Annotated in this window: 16 protein-coding genes; 4 read left to right on the top strand and 12 right to left on the bottom strand. The window is 69.5% G+C overall.

The genetic code is table 11. From position 1 onward, the window contains the following. Positions 1-139: 139 nt before the first annotated feature. The 5 genes from ACWCRB_RS17580 to ACWCRB_RS17560 all read right to left on the bottom strand — a co-directional run bounded on the left by ACWCRB_RS17580 (position 140) and on the right by ACWCRB_RS17560 (position 5,728). Positions 140-2,776, bottom strand: coding sequence for an ATP-binding protein (locus tag ACWCRB_RS17580; protein WP_450996887.1), 2,637 nt, complete (start codon positions 2,774-2,776; stop codon positions 140-142). Positions 2,777-3,023: 247 nt separating this feature from the next. Then, on the bottom strand, positions 3,024-3,347 hold the full coding sequence (locus tag ACWCRB_RS17575; protein WP_006382151.1) for an STAS domain-containing protein: 324 nt from the start codon (positions 3,345-3,347) through the stop codon (positions 3,024-3,026). 211 nt (positions 3,348-3,558) lie between these two features. After that, the gene (locus ACWCRB_RS17570) at positions 3,559-4,407 is read right to left on the bottom strand and encodes a 3-hydroxyacyl-CoA dehydrogenase family protein (protein WP_369033095.1); all 849 of its coding nucleotides are present in this window, start codon (positions 4,405-4,407) and stop codon (positions 3,559-3,561) included. A 136-nt stretch (positions 4,408-4,543) separates the two neighbouring features. Continuing rightward, positions 4,544-5,254 carry an RNA-guided endonuclease InsQ/TnpB family protein gene (locus tag ACWCRB_RS17565; RefSeq protein WP_450996886.1) on the bottom strand — a complete coding sequence of 237 codons (711 nt, stop codon included), beginning with the start codon at positions 5,252-5,254 and terminating at the stop codon, positions 4,544-4,546. 204 nt (positions 5,255-5,458) lie between these two features. Then, the gene (locus ACWCRB_RS17560) at positions 5,459-5,728 is read right to left on the bottom strand and encodes a hypothetical protein (protein ID WP_450996885.1); all 270 of its coding nucleotides are present in this window, start codon (positions 5,726-5,728) and stop codon (positions 5,459-5,461) included. Positions 5,729-5,755: 27 nt separating this feature from the next. Between ACWCRB_RS17560 and ACWCRB_RS17555 the strand changes: the two genes are divergently transcribed. Then, entirely contained in the window at positions 5,756-6,328 is a 573-nt protein-coding gene (locus ACWCRB_RS17555) for a cob(I)yrinic acid a,c-diamide adenosyltransferase (protein WP_450996884.1), read from the top strand. Here the strand turns inward: ACWCRB_RS17555 and ACWCRB_RS17550 are convergent. Continuing rightward, positions 6,245-6,865, bottom strand: coding sequence for a hypothetical protein (locus tag ACWCRB_RS17550; RefSeq protein WP_450996883.1), 621 nt, complete (start codon positions 6,863-6,865; stop codon positions 6,245-6,247). The two genes, ACWCRB_RS17555 and ACWCRB_RS17550, sit on opposite strands and share 84 nt — an antisense overlap. Before the next feature lie 204 nt (positions 6,866-7,069). On the opposite strand from ACWCRB_RS17550, the gene ACWCRB_RS17545 reads away from it, so the two are divergent. From ACWCRB_RS17545 to ACWCRB_RS17535, 3 genes are all read left to right on the top strand, one after another. Next, positions 7,070-8,272, top strand: a complete 1,203-nt coding sequence (locus tag ACWCRB_RS17545) for a sensor histidine kinase (RefSeq protein WP_450996882.1) — start codon at positions 7,070-7,072, stop codon at positions 8,270-8,272. Further along, the gene (locus ACWCRB_RS17540; protein ID WP_450996881.1) at positions 8,269-8,931 is read left to right on the top strand and encodes a response regulator; all 663 of its coding nucleotides are present in this window, start codon (positions 8,269-8,271) and stop codon (positions 8,929-8,931) included. Before ACWCRB_RS17545 ends, ACWCRB_RS17540 begins: the two co-directional genes overlap by 4 nt. A gap of 129 nt (positions 8,932-9,060) precedes the next feature. After that, a complete protein-coding gene (locus ACWCRB_RS17535; RefSeq protein ID WP_450996880.1) occupies positions 9,061-10,884 on the top strand; it encodes a glycosyl hydrolase family 18 protein in 1,824 nt (607 codons plus the stop codon). A 26-nt stretch (positions 10,885-10,910) separates the two neighbouring features. On the opposite strand, the gene ACWCRB_RS17530 is transcribed toward ACWCRB_RS17535, so the two are convergent. From ACWCRB_RS17530 to ACWCRB_RS17505, 6 genes are all read right to left on the bottom strand, one after another. After that, positions 10,911-11,357: a DUF2550 domain-containing protein gene (locus ACWCRB_RS17530; protein WP_235474805.1), complete on the bottom strand. Its 447-nt coding sequence runs from the start codon at positions 11,355-11,357 to the stop codon at positions 10,911-10,913. Between the two features lie 131 nt (positions 11,358-11,488). Next, complete coding sequence (locus ACWCRB_RS17525) at positions 11,489-11,863, bottom strand: F0F1 ATP synthase subunit epsilon (RefSeq protein WP_189149593.1); 375 nt, start codon at positions 11,861-11,863, stop codon at positions 11,489-11,491. 218 nt (positions 11,864-12,081) lie between these two features. Next, complete coding sequence (gene atpD / locus ACWCRB_RS17520; RefSeq protein ID WP_450996879.1) at positions 12,082-13,518, bottom strand: F0F1 ATP synthase subunit beta; 1,437 nt, start codon at positions 13,516-13,518, stop codon at positions 12,082-12,084. Further along, entirely contained in the window at positions 13,518-14,435 is a 918-nt protein-coding gene (locus ACWCRB_RS17515) for a F0F1 ATP synthase subunit gamma (RefSeq protein WP_450996878.1), read from the bottom strand. Before ACWCRB_RS17515 ends, atpD begins: the two co-directional genes overlap by 1 nt. Positions 14,436-14,455: 20 nt before the next feature. Beyond that, on the bottom strand, positions 14,456-16,045 hold the full coding sequence (atpA, locus tag ACWCRB_RS17510) for a F0F1 ATP synthase subunit alpha (RefSeq protein ID WP_235474808.1): 1,590 nt from the start codon (positions 16,043-16,045) through the stop codon (positions 14,456-14,458). 144 nt (positions 16,046-16,189) lie between these two features. Beyond that, positions 16,190-17,005, bottom strand: coding sequence for a F0F1 ATP synthase subunit delta (locus ACWCRB_RS17505; RefSeq protein WP_450996891.1), 816 nt, complete (start codon positions 17,003-17,005; stop codon positions 16,190-16,192).

Raw genomic sequence — 17,005 nt, 5'->3', positions numbered from 1 at the left:
GTCGACGTCGTACGCGTAGCCCTCCAGGGAGCCGTCCAGGGAGTTGAAGCAGTCGCCCTTGGCGAGGGAGAAGGTGCTGTTGCTGTCCTCGGCGGACCGGCCCTTCTCGCGTGTACGCCGAACTGCTGGGCCCGCGCTGTCAGATCACCGACGCCTCGCTGGACGTCGTCGTCGCGGGGGCGCTGGTGTCGTCGGCCGGGGCGCTCTCCTGCTCGCTCGCGGTCTCGGCCGGGCTGGACGCCGGGCCGCTGGCCGAGGCCGTGGTCTCCGGGGTCGAGGGCTCGGGCGATGTCGTCGGGTCGTCCGTCGGCTCCGTGGTCGTCGGGTCGTCCGTCGGCTCGGTCGTCGTCGGGTCGTCCGTCGGTTCCGAGGTCGTCGGATCGTCGGTGGGCTCGGTCGTCGTCGGGTCGTCCGACGGGGTCGTGGTCCCCGTACCGCCACCGCCCCCACCGGTTCCACCACCCGGCGTCTTCGTCCCCGTCGGATCGTCCGAAGGCTCCTGGCCCCCCGAGGCCGGCGGTGTCGGGTCGTCCGACGTGCCCCAGGTGCCGTCGGGGCCCGGGTCGGTCGGGCGGCTGGTGGCCGTGCCGGTGTCGCCGTTGCTGTCGCTGTCGCCGTTGTCGGCCTTGTCGGCGCCGAGGCTGTCGTCGTCGTTGCCCGCGCTGGCGGACGGGTTGACGCCCACCTGGTCGGACGGCGCGTCGTTGGGGTTCGAGGTCGCCCCCAGCGTCACCACCGTGCCGAGCACCGCCGCGAGCAGGGCGCCCGCGCCGACGGCCACGAGGTTGCGCCGGGCACCGCCGACGAGCCGCTGGAGGCCCGAGGCCTTGTGCGCCCCGCCGCCCCCGGACCGGGGTGTGATGACCGTCGCCGGGAAGTCACCGGATCCGGACCCGTAACCGGAGGCCGAACCGGAACCGGAGGGCGACGGCTGCAGCGGCGGATAGCCCGCGGCGCCGAAGACGGCCGGGACCCCGCCGGGCGGCGACGCCGACTCCTCGTACCGCGCGTCCGGCACCTCCTCGCCCGCCGTGGAGACCGGGCCTGAGCCGAGGCCGGGGGTGTCGCCCGCCCGGTCGGCGACCAGGGTGAGGGCGCGGCGGCCCGCGACCGTGCCGCGCTTGTCGGCGAGGGCGCCGCGCAGGCCGATGGCGGACTCCAGCTCGGCACGGGCCAGGTCGAGTTGTTCGCCGCAGAGCGCGAGAATGCCCAATTCGTGGTGGAAGTAGGCCTGTTCCGCGACCTCTCCGGCGAGCCGGGCGGCCTCGGCACCCGCACGCAGGACGCGTTCCCAGGCGCTCCAGTACAGACCGGCCGCGAAGGCGGGCGCCGCGGTGCGGGCCAGCTGTACGGCCGTACTCTCCTCGTCCTCCCCCGGCGGCACCGTGACCGGCACGAGCACGTCGAGGGCGGCCAGCAGGGCGTCGGCCTCCGCGCAGACCCGCTCGGGGGTCACGGAGGGGTGCCCGGCCCACCAGGCGTAGTGCTGGGCGGCGCTGATCGCCCGTTCCTGGGCGCGCTCGCCGTACCCGGCGGCCTCCAGCTGGGTCTGCACCCCGGCCGCGAGGCGGTAGTGCGAGCCGACCGGGGAGACCAGCGCACAGCCGAGCAGCTCGCCGAGGGCGGCGTCCGCGTGGGCGTCGTCGACGAGCGCCGGCAGATGCGCCTGGTGGGGCACCTCACCGCCGAGCGCGACGGCGAAGCGCAGGGTCTCCCGCGCGGACTCGCTGAGCCGGGAGGCGAGCAGCGGCGCGGGCGCGGCACCCTCGGCGAGCGAGGGCAGCGGTACGTCGTGTTCGTCGCCGGAGTCGAAGGGCGCGTCGACCGGGATGTCCTGGAAGACGCCGAACTCGTCGAAGGCGTCGGCGCTGGCGCGCAGGCCGTCGCGCTGCCTGAGCAGGGCGCCCGCCTGGACGAACCGCAGAGGCAGGCCCTCGGACTCGAACCAGAGGTCACCGGCCCAGTTGGCCTCCTCCTCGGTGAGGACACGGCCGACGGCACGCTCCAGCAACTCCAGGCCACCGGCCCGGTCGAGGCCGTCGAGGAACAGCTCCTCGATCAGCGCGTCGGCGGACGGCGCGGGAACGTCGGGGGTGGCGCTGATCAGGAAGGCGCACTCGGGGGTCGCGTCGATGAGTTCGTCGAGCGCGGCGCCGCCGAACTCCACGTCGTCGAGGACGACGACCGCGCCGGCCTCCCGGACGAGGGTGAGCAGTTCGTCCGGTTCCGGCCGGTACAGAGGTGCGCTGTAGACGGCGTAGAAGAGGTCGTAGAGGAGGTCGGTCGGGGTGCGGCGGAGGCCGCTGAGACGGACCACGCCGTCGGGCGCGAGGTCCGCGCAGTCTCCGGCGACGGCGTCGAGGAGCGTGGTGCGGCCGGAGCCGGGCGGCCCTGTGAGGCGTACGGAACGGCCGCGGGCCAGCAGCCGCACCAGCCGTTCGCGCTCGCCGTCGCGCTCCAGGAGCGGGAGTTCGGGCTGCGCGGGCCCGGGCGGTACGGGTGGTGTGGCCGCGCGGGTGATCTCGGCGCGCTCGGCCGCGGTGAGCTTGGCGGGCCGGCCGGGCCGTTCACCGGGTGGGCAGATCTCTATCTCGCTGCCGTCGACCGGGTTGATCGTGAGCAGGTAGTCGCCCGAGACGAGCTGCGCCGTGCGGGCGAGCGCGGGTGTGTGCTGGCCGAAGTCGGATGTGAGGGCGTCGCGAGGCGGGCGCTGACGCGGCGTGGTGCCGTCGGCGTCGTGGCCGTACTCCTCGGAGCCCTGGTTGTTCGGGTCCATAAGGTTCAAGCCCCCCAAAAGCGTCGTGTGCGGGTCGCAAGACCCAGGCCCCTCCCGGCCTTGCTGCACACTGCGCTGTCGCTTCTGGTCCGGGCCCGCTCGTGGGATGTCAGGCAGCGGGCGACCGAACCCTAAACCTTCGCACAGTATCTACGACAGTCCGGGGTACCGCGCCGTCCGAGACGTCACAGTCTCGTGAGGATTGTGCGCAACGCGCGTTTCACACAGGGCGTTCACACCCTGCGTTTCACACTCTGGGCAGCGACTCCACCCCGATACCACCCTCGATCGCCAGGATCCGGTGCAGCCGGGTGGCCACCAGCAGGCGCTGCATCTGCGGTGGTACGTCGCGCAGCACCAGCCGTCGGCCGCACCGCCCGCACCGTCGGTGGGCTCCCATGATCACCCCGAGGCCGGTGGCGTCCCAGGAGTCCAGCTCGGACAGGTCCAGCACGAGATCGCCGACGCCGGTGTCGACGGCCGTGTGCAGGACCGTACGGGCGTCCGCCGCGCTGCGAACGTCGAGGCGGCCCCCGACGACCAGCTCGGCGTGGTCGCCCCTGATGTACATATACGCTCCCCGTGAGTGCGTTGTCGTGCTCCGCGTCGGTAAGTGATGCAACGTCTGACTGCCTGAGGGGCGGCCAGGTTGCCGTCTGTGAGCGAACCGATACCCAATTCACCCCACAGGGTGATGCCTGAGGGGTTCGTGCGGTTTTCGTGCCTGTTGACTACTGCTGAGGTGCTGCTGACTACTTCCGTCTACGACTGCTGATTCCCGCTCAGTGCTTGTAGAAGCCCTGCCCGCTCTTACGGCCGATGTCACCGGCGTCAACCATCCGGCGCATCAGCTCCGGAGGAGCGAACTTCTCGTCCTGGGACTCGGTGTAGATGTTGCTGGTGGCGTGCAGCAGGATGTCGACCCCGGTGAGGTCGGCGGTGGCCAGCGGGCCCATGGCGTGCCCGAAGCCGAGCTTGCAGGCGAGGTCGATGTCCTCCGCGGTGGCGACACCGGACTCGTACAGCTTGGCCGCCTCGACGACGAGCGCCGAGATCAGCCGGGTCGTCACGAAACCGGCGACATCCCGGTTGACGACGATGCAGGTCTTGCCGACGGACTCGGCGAACTCCCGCGTGGTGGCGAGGGTTTCGTCGCTCGTCTTGTAGCCGCGGACCAGCTCGCAGAGCTGCATCATCGGCACCGGCGAGAAGAAGTGCGCACCGACGACCCGGTCCGGGCGGTCGGTCACGGCGGCGATCTTGGTGATGGGGATGGCGGAGGTGTTGGAGGCGAGCACGGCGTCGTCGCGCGCGATCTTGTCGAGCGCGCGGAAGATCTCGTGCTTGACCTCCAGCTTCTCGAACACGGCCTCGACGACGATGTCCGCGTCGCCGACCGCGTCGAGGTCGGTGGTAGCGGTGATCCGCCCGAGAGCGGCCTCGGCATCGGCCTCGGCGAGCTTGCCCTTGCTCACGAACCTGTCGTACGAGGCCTTGATGCCGTCGGTGCCACGGGTGAGCGCTTCGTCGGTGACATCGCGCAGTACGACGTCCCAGCCCGCCTGGGCAGAGACCTGTGCGATGCCGGAACCCATCAGGCCGGCTCCGATGACGGCAAGCTTCCGTGCCACTGTGCGACTCCCCTGACGCGCTGTTTACGTGTCCCTCGTGTATGGGCCTCTCCGGCGGACCTTAGCGGTCGTGAGGGGTTGTGTGACTGCTTAGTAACGCGTTTCACGTCTCATGTCGTGAGACGCCGATCACGTCTCATCCGACGGACTTGACGATCCTCCCGGCGGCCGAGGCCACAGGGATTCCGAACTCAGTGGTCGGAGCGCTAATTCCTCGCGGTTTCGCGCTGGTTGGCGCTTCACGGACCGGCTGGCGCCGAGGTCTCCACGCCCTGTGACCCGCATGCCCGCGGGCCAAGATGTTCTTCGCGGCCAACGTGTCGGCGTGTTCCAGGTGACCGCAGACTCCGCATACGAACTTCGCTTGGCTCTCGCGGTTGTCCGGATGCGCGTGTCCGCAGGCGGGGCACGTGACCGATGTGTAGGCAGGATTCACAGTGCGCACCTGTGCACCCGTGTGACGGGCGCGGTTGCGGACCGCGAGTTCGAAGGAGTGCCGGCCCTTGTCGAGAATGGCGCGGTTGAGTCCGGCCTTCTGCCGTACGTGTGTGACGGGCTCGGCCACGGTCCCCCTGGCGCTGGCGGTCATGCCCGCGACGTTGAGGTCTTCGAGAACCACGAGGGCATTGGCATCGACGACGCGGCGGGCCGTCCGAGCGTGGAAGTCCTGACGGCGATCGCGGACGGTGCGCATGATGGCCCTCATCTTCGCCCGGCACGCTTTCCGCCGATTCGACCCACGCTGGGTGCGGGCGAGTTGCTGTTCAAGTCTCCTGTACCGCTTGGTCTCGCCGGGGGTGATGAAGTCGCGGTCGAAGAACCTGCCATCACTGGTGGCGACGAGCACAAACACTCCACGGTCCACGCCGACGCGTCCGCGTTCCAACGACACCGAGGGCTCAGTTACTGTGGCCGACTTCACCGTGCCGCCGAGCGGGCGGGACCAGCGGAAGCCGACCCACCCGAGCTTTGGCAGACGCGCCAGCCCCCGTTTACGCCCCAGCCGTTCGACCGAGAGATGGCGTGGATCAGGGAACCGAAAGGAGGGCTGTCACCGCTGCTTCGCCCTCCAGCGAACGCCGAACGTGCCATGCGTGCGACACGCTCTGTCCAGGTCACGGAGAGTCTGCTGGAGGATGTGGGACGGCGCGGCCTTCAACCACGGGTGCTCGGACTTCGCCTCCGCCATTTCACGGGCCTGCTGCACATAGTCGATCGAACCGCCCCGGCGGCGGTACTCACGGCGCTGTTCGAGACCGGTGTTCCACACCGCGCGGCAGACGTTGCCGTACACACGGGTACGAACTGAGAACGTCTGCACGACTTGGGCAACGTCTAGATTGGCCGCATGGTCAATCTGACGCGCATCTACACCAGGACCGGCGACAAGGGCACCACCGCCCTCGGGGACATGAGCCGGGTCGCCAAGACCGATCTGCGGATCTCGGCGTACGCCGACGCCAACGAGGCGAACGCGGTGATCGGGACCGCCGTCGCCCTCGGTGGGCTGGCGGAGGAGGTCGTCAAGGTGCTGACCCGGGTGCAGAACGACCTGTTCGACGTGGGCGCGGATCTGGCTACGCCGGTCGCCGAGAACCCGGAGTTCCCGCCCCTGCGGGTCGAGCAGTCCTACATCGACAAGCTGGAGGCGGACTGCGACCGGTTCCTCGAAGACCTGGAGAAACTGCGCTCGTTCATCCTGCCCGGCGGCACCCCCGGCGCGGCCCTGCTGCACCAGGCGTGCACGGTGGTACGCCGGGCCGAGCGCTCTACTTGGGCTGCGCTGGAGGTCCACGCCGAGGTCATGAATCCGCTCACCGCCACCTACCTCAACCGGCTATCGGACCTGCTTTTCATCCTTGCCCGTACCGCCAACAAGGAGGTCGGGGACGTGCTCTGGGTCCCGGGTGGGGAGCGCTGAGCCGGGGTTCGGGTCCCGTTTGGGCCAGATCGTGTACGTCAGCGCGATCAGGCCGTGGATGCCGGCGGCCCTGAGCGCCGTCCACTGGAAGGACCGCAGGGATGAAGTGTCCCCATCGCCTACGTACCAGACCGCCGCCTGGAGCAGTGCGCAGGCGACCGCCGCCGCCAGGACCGTACGGAGCCACAGGCGGCCCTCGTGGCGGGCGCGGGCCATGCCGTAGCGGGGCGGCTTCGGCGGGGGCGGGCCTCCGGCCAGGCGGTGGGCCGCGTGGCCGTCGAGCCAGCGGATCGTGTAGTGGCCGTACGCCACCGTGAAGCCGATGTACAGCGCGGCCAGGCCGTGCTCCCAGCCCGGTTCGGCGCCGTTCTTCAGGTCGATCGCCGTCACGGTGAACAGGACCAGTTCCAGCAGCGGCTCGCAGAGCAGCAGCACCACGCTGGTCCGGCGCCACTTCAGCAGATAGCGCGCGGCCAGGCCGAGCGCCAGCAGCACCCAGAAGCCGACCTCGCAGGCGATGATCAACGCGACGATCACGACTCGCTCCTTCCAGTGAGCATGCGTTCATCCGGTGAGGATGCGTTCAGGGAATCCGTTCTCCTTCCAGGCTCCCGGCCGGACGTGTCCGATTCGTCGTCGGCGGTGAGGAAGTCGCCGTACATCGAAAGATGCAGTTCGGGGCTCTCCCCGACCCTTCCCGGGGATCAGGCGGGCGGCGTCCCGGCCGTGTTGGATGGAGTCATGGCCCCTCCACTTCCCCGACCGCACCGCGACGACGTGCGCATCGCACTCGCCGGACTGCTCGGCGGGCTGCTGTTCTGGGCCGTCGGTCTCGACACCCGGCCGGCCGACGAGCCGAACGTGCTCTGGGACGGGCGCTGGCCGGTCCTGCTGCCGCTCTTCGTGATGGCCGGCTGCGAGCTGCTGCGGCGGGTCCGCCCGCGTACGGGGCTGCTGGTGGGCGTGGCCGCGCTGACCCTGGACACCGTCACCCAGGGCAGCCTGGTCACCCTCGTGATGTTCACCGACCTCGTGTACGCGGCCGTGCTGTACGGGCCGCCCGGTACCGCCCGCCGTGTCCCCTGGATCACCGGGCTGCTCTCGGTGGCCGGCACCATCGTGCCGTTCGCGGTGCTGCGGGAGCCGGAGGCGCTGCTCATCGGTGTGGTCATCGGCGTCGTCGGATTCACCCCCGCCGCCACCGGGTTGATCGTCCGCAACCACCGTGACGCCGCCGAGTCCGCCCGGCTGCGCGCCGAACAGACCGCGCTGCTCGCCGAGTTCGACCGCACCCAGGCCGTCACCTCCGAACGGGCGCGGATGGCACGGGAGTTGCACGACATGGTCGCCAACCACCTCTCCGCCATCGCGATCCACTCCACGGCCGCGCTCTCCCTCGACGACCCGGACACCTCGAAGCAGGCCCTCGGTGTCATCCGCGAGAACAGCGTGGCGGGACTGGCCGAGATGCGCCGGCTGATCGGCATCCTGCGCGACAGCGGCGGCGACCTGGAACCGGCGGCGGCCCCGACGCTGGACGGCCTCGGCTCACTGGTCGACGGCGCCCGCACCAACGGCCTGGATGCCACCCTCGACACCGGCACCGACCTCGGCGCTCTGCCCGCGCCGGTCGAGCTGGCCGCGTACCGCATCGTCCAGGAGTCCCTGACCAACGCCCTCAAGCACGCCTCCCCCGGCCGGGTCACGGTGGCGCTCACCCGCCGGGACTGCTCGCTGTGCATCGCCGTGACCAGCCCGTACGGCGATCACGACAGCCCGCGCGCACCCGGCTCCGGGGCCGGTCTGGTCGGGATGCGGGAGCGGGTCGCGCTGCTGGGCGGCACCTTCACGGCGGGAGCGGACGGCGCCCACTGGGCCGTACGGGCCACGCTCCCCCTCACCGAAGCCGAATCCGTATCTGTATCCGAAGGAGAAGACGCATGACGGCGGAAGCGGGACGGCCCATCCGGGTGCTCGTCGCCGAGGACCAGTCGGCCGTACGGGCCGGGCTCGTCCTCATCCTGGGCAGCGCGCCCGGCATCGAGGTCGCCGGGGAGGCGTCGGACGGGGAGCAAGCCGTGGCGCTGGCCCGTGAACTGCGGCCGGATCTGGTGCTGATGGACATTCAGATGCCGCGCCTGGACGGGGTGTCGGCGACCCGGCAGGTGGTCGCGGAGGGCCTGGCCGACGTACTCGTCCTGACCACGTTCGACCTCGACGAGTACGTGTTCGGGGCGCTCCGCGCGGGCGCCTCCGGCTTCCTGCTCAAGAACACCGAGGCGCGGGATCTCATCGAGGCCGTACGGACGGTCGCGCGCGGGGAAGGGCTGATCGCCCCGGCGGTCACCCGGCGGCTGATCGCCGAGTTCGCCTCCGGGCCGGTACGGGAGCCGAGGGCCGATCCTGCCGTCCTGGACACCCTCACCCGCCGTGAGCGCGAGGTGTTGTCGTGTCTCGGCGAGGGGCTGTCCAACGCGGACATCGCGACCCGTCTCGACATGGCCGAGGCGACGGTGAAGACGCACGTCAGCCGGTTGCTGGGCAAGCTGGAGCTGCGCAGCCGGGTCCAAGCGGCGGTACTGGCACAGGAGTTGGGGGTTTAGGGGAGTCGGACGAGCCTTGGCCCGAAGTGGTCCAGACCTATTGACCCGTGGTCCAGACCTTCCTATTCTCGCGGCACCGTGGGTGTGAGGCTCAGTCACGCCCCCATGACTCCCCCAAGGAGGCGCGTCATGCGCTTCAGACACCGGCTCACCGCAGGCCTGACCACCCTGCTCCTCCCCCTCGCCGCCATGGTCGGCCTCGCGAGCCCGGCCGAGGCGGCCACCTCGGCCACCGCCACCTACGCCAAGACCCAGGACTGGGGCACCGGCTTCGAGGGCAAGTGGACGGTCACCAACACCGGTACCACGACGATCAGTTCATGGACGGTCGAGTGGGACTTCCCCTCCGGTACGTCCGTCACCTCGGCCTGGGACGCGGACGTCACCTCGTCAGGCACCCACTGGACCGCCAAGAACAAGTCCTGGAACGGCACTTTGGCCCCGGGCGCCGCCGTCTCCTTCGGCTTCAACGGCGCCGGCCCCGGCTCCCCCGCCAACTGCAAGCTGAACGGCGGCAGTTGTGACGGCGGCACGGTCCCCGGCGACAACGCCCCCTCCGCGCCCGGCACTCCGACCGCCTCCGGCGTCACCAACACGTCGGCGACGCTCAGTTGGAGCGCGGCCACCGACGACAAGGGCATCAAGAACTACGACGTGCTGCGCGGCGGCACCAAGGTCGCGACGGTGACGACCACCTCGTACACGGACACGGGTCTGACCGCCGGTACGGACTACTCGTACACCATTCAGGCCCGGGACACCGCCGACCAGACCGGCCCGGTGAGCGGCGCGGTCGCAGTACGCACCACCGGCGGCACGACCGACCCCCCGCCCACCGGAGGCAAGGTCAAGCTCGGCTACTTCACCGAGTGGGGCGTCTACGGCCGCAACTACCACGTCAAGAACCTGGTGACCTCGGGCTCGGCGTCGAAGATCACCCACATCAACTACGCGTTCGGCAACGTCAAGGACGGCAAGTGCACCGTCGACGACACCTACGCCGCGTACGACAAGGCGTACACCGCCGACCAGTCGGTGTCCGGCGTGGCCGACACGTGGGACCAGCCGCTGCGCGGCAACTTCAACCAGCTGCGTCAGCTGAAGGCCAAGTACCCGAACATCAAGGTCCTTTACTCCTTCGGCGGCTGGACCTACTCCGGCGGCTTCGCGCAGGCCGCCGCCAACCCGGCCGCGTTCGCCGCCTCCTGCAAGGCGGTCGTCGAGGACTCGCGCTGGGCGGATGTCTTCGACGGCATCGACATCGACTGGGAGTACCCGAACGCCTGCGGCCTGACCTGTGACACGTCCGGTCCCGCGGCCTTCAAGAACCTGATGTCGGCGCTGCGTTCGGAGTTCGGCTCCAACTACCTGGTCACCGCGGCCATCACGGCCGACGGCTCCTCCGGCGGCAAGATCGACGCGGCCGACTACGGCGGCGCCTCGGCCTACGCCGACTGGTACAACGTGATGACGTACGACTACTTCGGCGCCTTCGACGCGGACGGCCCGACCGCCCCGCACTCGCCGCTCACCTCGTACTCCGGTATCCCGGTCGCGGGCTTCAACTCGGCGGACGCCATCGCCAAGCTGAAGGCGAAGGGCGTCCCGGCGGCGAAGCTCCTGCTGGGTATCGGCTTCTACGGGCGCGGCTGGACCGGCGTCACCCAGGCGGCCCCGGGCGGCTCGGCGACGGGCGCGGCACCGGGCACGTACGAGGCGGGCATCGAGGACTACAAGGTCCTCAAGAACTCCTGTCCCGCGACCGGCACGATCGCCGGTACGGCGTACGCGTACTGCGGCAACAACTGGTGGTCGTACGACACTCCCGCGACGATCGCCGGAAAGATGACCTGGGCCAAGAACCAGGCTCTGGGCGGCGCCTTCTTCTGGGAGTTCAGCGGCGACACGACCAACGGGGAGCTGGTGAGCGCGATCAACACCGGCCTGAACTAAAGATCTGATCCAGGGATCAAGCAACATCACGCAACATTGACGCGCTGACCGGGCGGGGCTGCTTCCAGCCACGCGAGAAATCCGGTCAGCGCGTCGTCGCTCATCGCCAGTTCGAGTCTCGTCCCGCGATGGAGACAGGCCAGCACAACCGCGTCCGAGAGCAGGGCCAGCTCCTCCTCGCCGTCGGGGGCACGGCGGCCGGCCACCTCGATCGCCGAGCGTTCCAGGACGCGGCGCGGACGGGGGGAGTACGAGAAGACGCGGTACCACTCGATGCGGTCGCCGTTGTAGCGGGCGACGCCGTAGCCCCAGCCCTTGCCGCTGGGGTCGGGTTTCTCGGGTACGTCCCAACGGAGGCTGCAGTCGAACGTACCGCCGGAGCGTTGGATGAGTCGGCGGCGCAGACCGAAGACGAACAGGCCCACCACCACGAGCGCCACTACCAAGCCGCACACAGTCAGAGCGAGGATCATCGACACCGACCTCCTCGTCTCCTAGGTAACGGAAAAGAAAAAACATCCGGATTCGCCTCAGCCGCGGCCAGGGCCGGAGCGAACCGGTCCCAGCCGCGGCTGAGGCAAAGCATCACACTCGTACGCCAGGGTCAGCGCGCCGCCACGGCCCGCAGCCGGACGTCGGCACGCCGCTCGGCGGACGCGTCGCCCTCCGCCTTCGCGCGCTCCAGCTCCCGCTCCACGCGCTGGACGTCGATCTCGTCCGCCAGCTCGGCGATCTCCGCCAGCAGCGACAGCTTGTTGTCGGCGAAGGAGATGAAACCGCCGTGCGCCGCGGCGACGACCGTTCCACCATCACTCGTACGGATGGTCACCGGGCCCGACTCCAGCACACCGAGCAGCGGCTGGTGACCGGGCATGACGCCGATGTCGCCGGACGTGGTGCGCGCGACGACCAGGGTGGCCTCGCCGGACCAGACCTGACGGTCGGCAGCGACCAGCTCGACGTGCAGCTCAGCAGCCAAGGTTGGCTCCTCGGGTCACCACCCGGCAAGACACCGGGTGTGGGTACAAGTCTAGTAGGGCTCCGAGCAACAAATTGCCGGGGCCCGCCCCCCGAGCTTTTCGGCTGGGGGTCTGGGGGTTATCCCCCAGATAGATACAGCAGTGGGCGTGAATGAGGGGGCGGGACGTGCCCCGCCCCCTCACCTGTGAGTCATAGGACTCACTTAGAGCTCAGGGCTCAGGAGACGCCCAGCTCCTTGGCGTTGGCCTTGAGGTCCTCGATGCCACCGCAGAGGAAGAACGCCTGCTCCGGGAAGTGGTCGTAGTCGCCGTCGATGATCGCGTTGAACGCGGTGATCGACTCGTCCAGCGGTACGTCCGACCCGTCGACGCCGGTGAACTGCTTGGCGACGTGGGTGTTCTGGGACAGGAAGCGCTCCACGCGACGGGCGCGGTGGACGACGAGCTTGTCCTCTTCGCCCAGCTCGTCGATACCGAGGATCGCAATGATGTCCTGAAGGTCCTTGTACTTCTGCAGGACCGTCTTGACACGCATGGCCGTGCTGTAGTGGTCCGCCGCGATGTAGCGGGGGTCCAGGATGCGGGACGTGGAGTCCAGCGGGTCCACGGCCGGGTAGATGCCCTTCTCGGAGATCGGACGGGAAAGAACCGTCGTCGCGTCGAGGTGGGCGAACGTGGTGGCCGGGGCCGGGTCGGTCAGGTCGTCCGCGGGGACGTAGATCGCCTGCATCGAGGTGATCGAGTGACCACGGGTCGAGGTGATGCGCTCCTGGAGGAGACCCATCTCGTCGGCCAGGTTCGGCTGGTAACCCACCGCGGAGGGCATCCGGCCGAGCAGGGTCGAGACCTCGGAACCGGCCTGCGTGAAGCGGAAGATGTTGTCGATGAAGAACAGCACGTCCTGCTTCTGCACATCGCGGAAGTACTCCGCCATGGTCAGACCCGCGAGGGCCACGCGCAGACGGGTGCCCGGGGGCTCGTCCATCTGACCGAAGACCAGCGCGGTCTTGTCGATGACGCCCGACTCCGCCATCTCCTCGATGAGGTCGTTGCCCTCACGAGTGCGCTCACCGACACCGGCGAACACGGAGACACCGTCGTGGTTGTTGGCGACGCGGTAGATCATCTCCTGGATGAGCACCGTCTTGCCGACGCCGGCACCGCCGAAGAGGCCGATCTTTCCACCCTTGACGTACGGGGTGAGAAGGTCGATGACCTTGACGCCGGTCTCGAACATCTCGGTCTTCGACTCGAGCTCGTCGAAGTTGGGGGCCTTGCGGTGGATGGACCAGCGCTCGCCGTCGTACGTGTCGTCGGTGTTCAGTACCTCACCGAGGGTGTTGAACACCTTGCCCTTGGTGAAGTCGCCGACCGGAACGGTGATGCCGTTGCCGGTGTCGGTGACCACGGCCTGGCGGACCAGACCGTCGGTGGGCTGCATCGAGATCGTGCGGACCAGGCCGTCACCCAGGTGCTGGGCGACCTCCAGGGTCAGCGTCTTCTTCTCGCCGGCGAGGGCCGGGTCGGCCACCTCGACGTGAAGGGCGTTGTAGATCTCCGGCATGGCGTCGACGGGGAATTCCACGTCGACGACCGGGCCGATGACCCGGGCGACGCGGCCCGTGGCAACGGCCGTCTCAACTGTCGTCGTCATTACCTGTCACTCCCCGCGGTCGCGTCGGCCAGGGCTGCGGAGCCACCGACGATCTCGCTGATTTCCTGGGTGATTTCGGCCTGGCGGGCCGCGTTGGCAAGTCGGGAGAGGCTGGTGATCAGGTCTCCCGCGTTGTCGGTGGCCGACTTCATCGCGCGGCGCGTGGCGGCGTGCTTGGAGGCAGCCGACTGGAGCAGCGCGTTGTAGATACGGCTCTCGACGTACCGCGGCAGCAGGGCGTCCAGGACGTCCTCCGCCGACGGCTCGAAGTCGTACAGCGGAAGGATCTCGCCCTTGCCGGCCGACTCCTGCGCCACCTCGTCGAGGCGGAGCGGCAGCAGGCGGCTGTCGACCGCCGACTGCGTCATCATCGAGACGAACTCGGTGTAGACGATGTGGAGTTCGTCCACGCCGCCGTCCGCCGTCTCCGTCTCGATGGCCTCGATGAGCGGACCCGCGACCTTCTTGGCGTCCGCGTACGTCGGCTCGTCGGTGAAGCCCGACCACGACTCCACGACCTTGCGCTCGCGGAAGTTGTAGTGGGCCAGACCGCGGCGGCCGACGATGTACGTGTCGACCTCCTTGCCCTCCGCCTCAAGGCGCGCCGTCAGCTGCTCGGCGGCCTTGATCGCGTTGGAGTTGAAGGCGCCGGCCAGTCCGCGGTCGCTCGTGAGGAGCAGCACCGCGGAACGGGTCGCCGTCTCCGCCTCCGTGGTCAGCGGGTGCTTGGTGTTCGAACCGGTACCGACCGCCGTGACCGCGCGTGTCAGCTCGGTCGCGTACGGCGCGGAGGCCGCCACCTTGCGCTGCGCCTTGACGACGCGCGAGGCGGCGATCATCTCCATCGCCTTGGTGATCTTCTTGGTCGCGGTGACGGATCGGATGCGACGCTTGTAGACCCGGAGCTGGGCTCCCATGAGTCAGGTCCCTTCCGTCGTCACTTGGCCGCGGCAGGCGCGTCTTCGCCGAGAAGCTTGCCGTCCGAGGTCTCGAACTGCTTCTTGAAGTCCGCGATGCCGTCCGCGATGGCGGTGAGGGTGTCGTCCGACATCTTGCCGCCCTCCTTGATGGAGGTCATGAGGCCCTGCTCCTTGCGGTGCAGGTACTCGAGGAGCTCCGTCTCGAAGCGGCGGATGTCGGCGACCGGGACCTCGTCCATCTTGCCGGTGGTGGCGGCCCAGACGGAGACGACCTGGTCCTCGGTGGCCATCGGCTGGTACTGGGGCTGCTTGAGCAGCTCGACCAGACGCTGACCGCGCTCCAGCTGCGACTTCGACGCGGCGTCCAGGTCGGAACCGAAGGCGGCGAACGCCTCCAGCTCGCGGTACTGGGCAAGGTCGAGGCGCAGTCGGCCGGAGACCTGCTTCATCGCCTTGTGCTGCGCGGAACCACCGACTCGGGAGACGGAGATACCGACGTTCAGCGCGGGGCGCTGACCGGCGTTGAACAGGTCCGACTCCAGGAAGCACTGGCCGTCGGTGATGGAGATGACGTTGGTCGGGATGAACGCCGAGACGTCGTTGGCCTTCGTCTCGACGATCGGCAGACCGGTCATCGAGCCGGCGCCCAGCTCGTCGGAGAGCTTCGCGCAGCGCTCCAGCAGACGGGAGTGCAGGTAGAAGACGTCACCCGGGTAGGCCTCACGGCCCGGCGGGCGGCGGAGCAGCAGGGACACGGCGCGGTAGGCGTCGGCCTGCTTCGAGAGGTCGTCGAAGATGATGAGGACGTGCTTGCCCTCGTACATCCACTGCTGGCCGATGGCCGAACCGGTGTACGGCGCCAGGTACTTGAAGCCGGCCGGGTCGGACGCCGGGGCGGCGACGATGGTCGTGTACTCCAGCGCGCCGGCCTCTTCGAGGGCGCCACGCACGGAGGCGATGGTCGAGCCCTTCTGGCCGATGGCGACGTAGACGCAGCGGACCTGCTTCTTCGGGTCGCCCGAGCGCCAGTTGTCACGCTGGTTGATGATCGTGTCGACGGCCAGGGCGGTCTTGCCGGTCTGGCGGTCACCGATGACCAGCTGACGCTGGCCACGGCCGATCGGGGTCATCGCGTCGACGGCCTTGTAGCCCGTCTCCATCGGCTCGTGCACCGACTTGCGCGCCATGACGCCCGGAGCCTGCAGCTCCAGGGCGCGACGACCGCTGGTCTCGATCTCGCCGAGGCCGTCGATCGGGTTGCCGAGCGGGTCGACGACGCGGCCGAGGTAGCCCTCGCCGACGGCCACGGACAGGACCTCGCCGGTACGGGTGACCGGCTGGCCCTCCTCGACGCCGCTGAACTCGCCGAGGATGACGGTACCGATCTCGCGCTCTTCGAGGTTGAGCGCGAGGCCGAGGGTGCCGTCCTCGAACTTCAGCAGTTCGTTGGCCATGGCCGAGGGGAGGCCCTCGACCTTCGCGATGCCGTCGCCGGCAAGGGTGACCGTACCGACCTCCTCGCGCGAGGCCGCGTCCGGCTTGTACGACTGGACAAAGTTCTCCAGCGCGTCCCGGATCTCCTCCGGCCGGATCGTGAGCTCCGCCATCTGGGTTCCCTGCTCTCCTTGTTGGGCCCGAAGTTTCACTTGGGGGGTGCCTAGACTCCCGGACTCCCCCCAATAAGAGGTGAATCCTCTACACGGCCCAACCAGGGCCGTAGGTGTACGTACGTACTGCTGTGAAGTTTTGTGCTAGCTCGCCATGCGGCGGCCGGCGTCCTCGATGCGGTCCGCGATGCTGCCGTTGATGACCTCGTCGCCGACCAGCACCCGGATCCCGCCGAGGACCTCGGGGTCCACGTCGAGGTTGAGGTGCATCTGGCGGCCGTAGAGCTTCGCGAGGGCGGCGCCGAGGCGCTGCTTCTGCGGGTCGCTCAGCGGAACCGCCGAGGTGACGACGGCGACCATGCGGTCCCGGCGGTCGGCGGCGAGCTTGGACAGGGACTCGAGTCCCGCCTCCAGGCTACGTCCCCGCGGCGCGGTCACAAGGCGCGTCACCAGACGCTCGGTGGTGGCGACGGCCCGGCCCCCGAGCAGGCTGCGCAGCAGCTCGCCCTTGGCGCCGGTGGTCGCGCCACGGTCGGTCAGCGCGGCACGCAGCTCGGTGTTCGAAGAGACGATCCGGCCGAACCGGAACAGCTCGTCCTCGACGTTGTCGAGCGTGCCCGCCTGCTGGGCGGCCGTGAGGTCGGCGATGTCCGCCAGCTCCTCCAGCGCGTCCACCAGGTCGCGCGAACGCGACCAGCGGGAGCGCACCATGCCGGCCAGCAGGTCGGTGGTGGGCCCGCCGACCTGGCTGCCGAAGAGGCGCTGGGCCAGTTCGGCCTTGGCCTCGCCGGCCTGCGCCGGGTCGGTGAGGACCCGACGCAGCGACACCTCGCGGTGCAGCACCGCGGTGACCGCGGCCAGCTCCTCGGACAGCTTCTTCGCGTCGGCGGACGTCGAGTCCGTCAGCGCGTCGAGACGCTCACGTGCGGCGGCGGCAGCCTCGCGACTGGCTCCGTGCAC

This window comes from Streptomyces sp. NPDC002156 (assembly GCF_053593675.1).
Note: the sequence above shows the minus strand (reverse complement) of the source record. Positions and strands in the feature narration are given on the sequence as shown.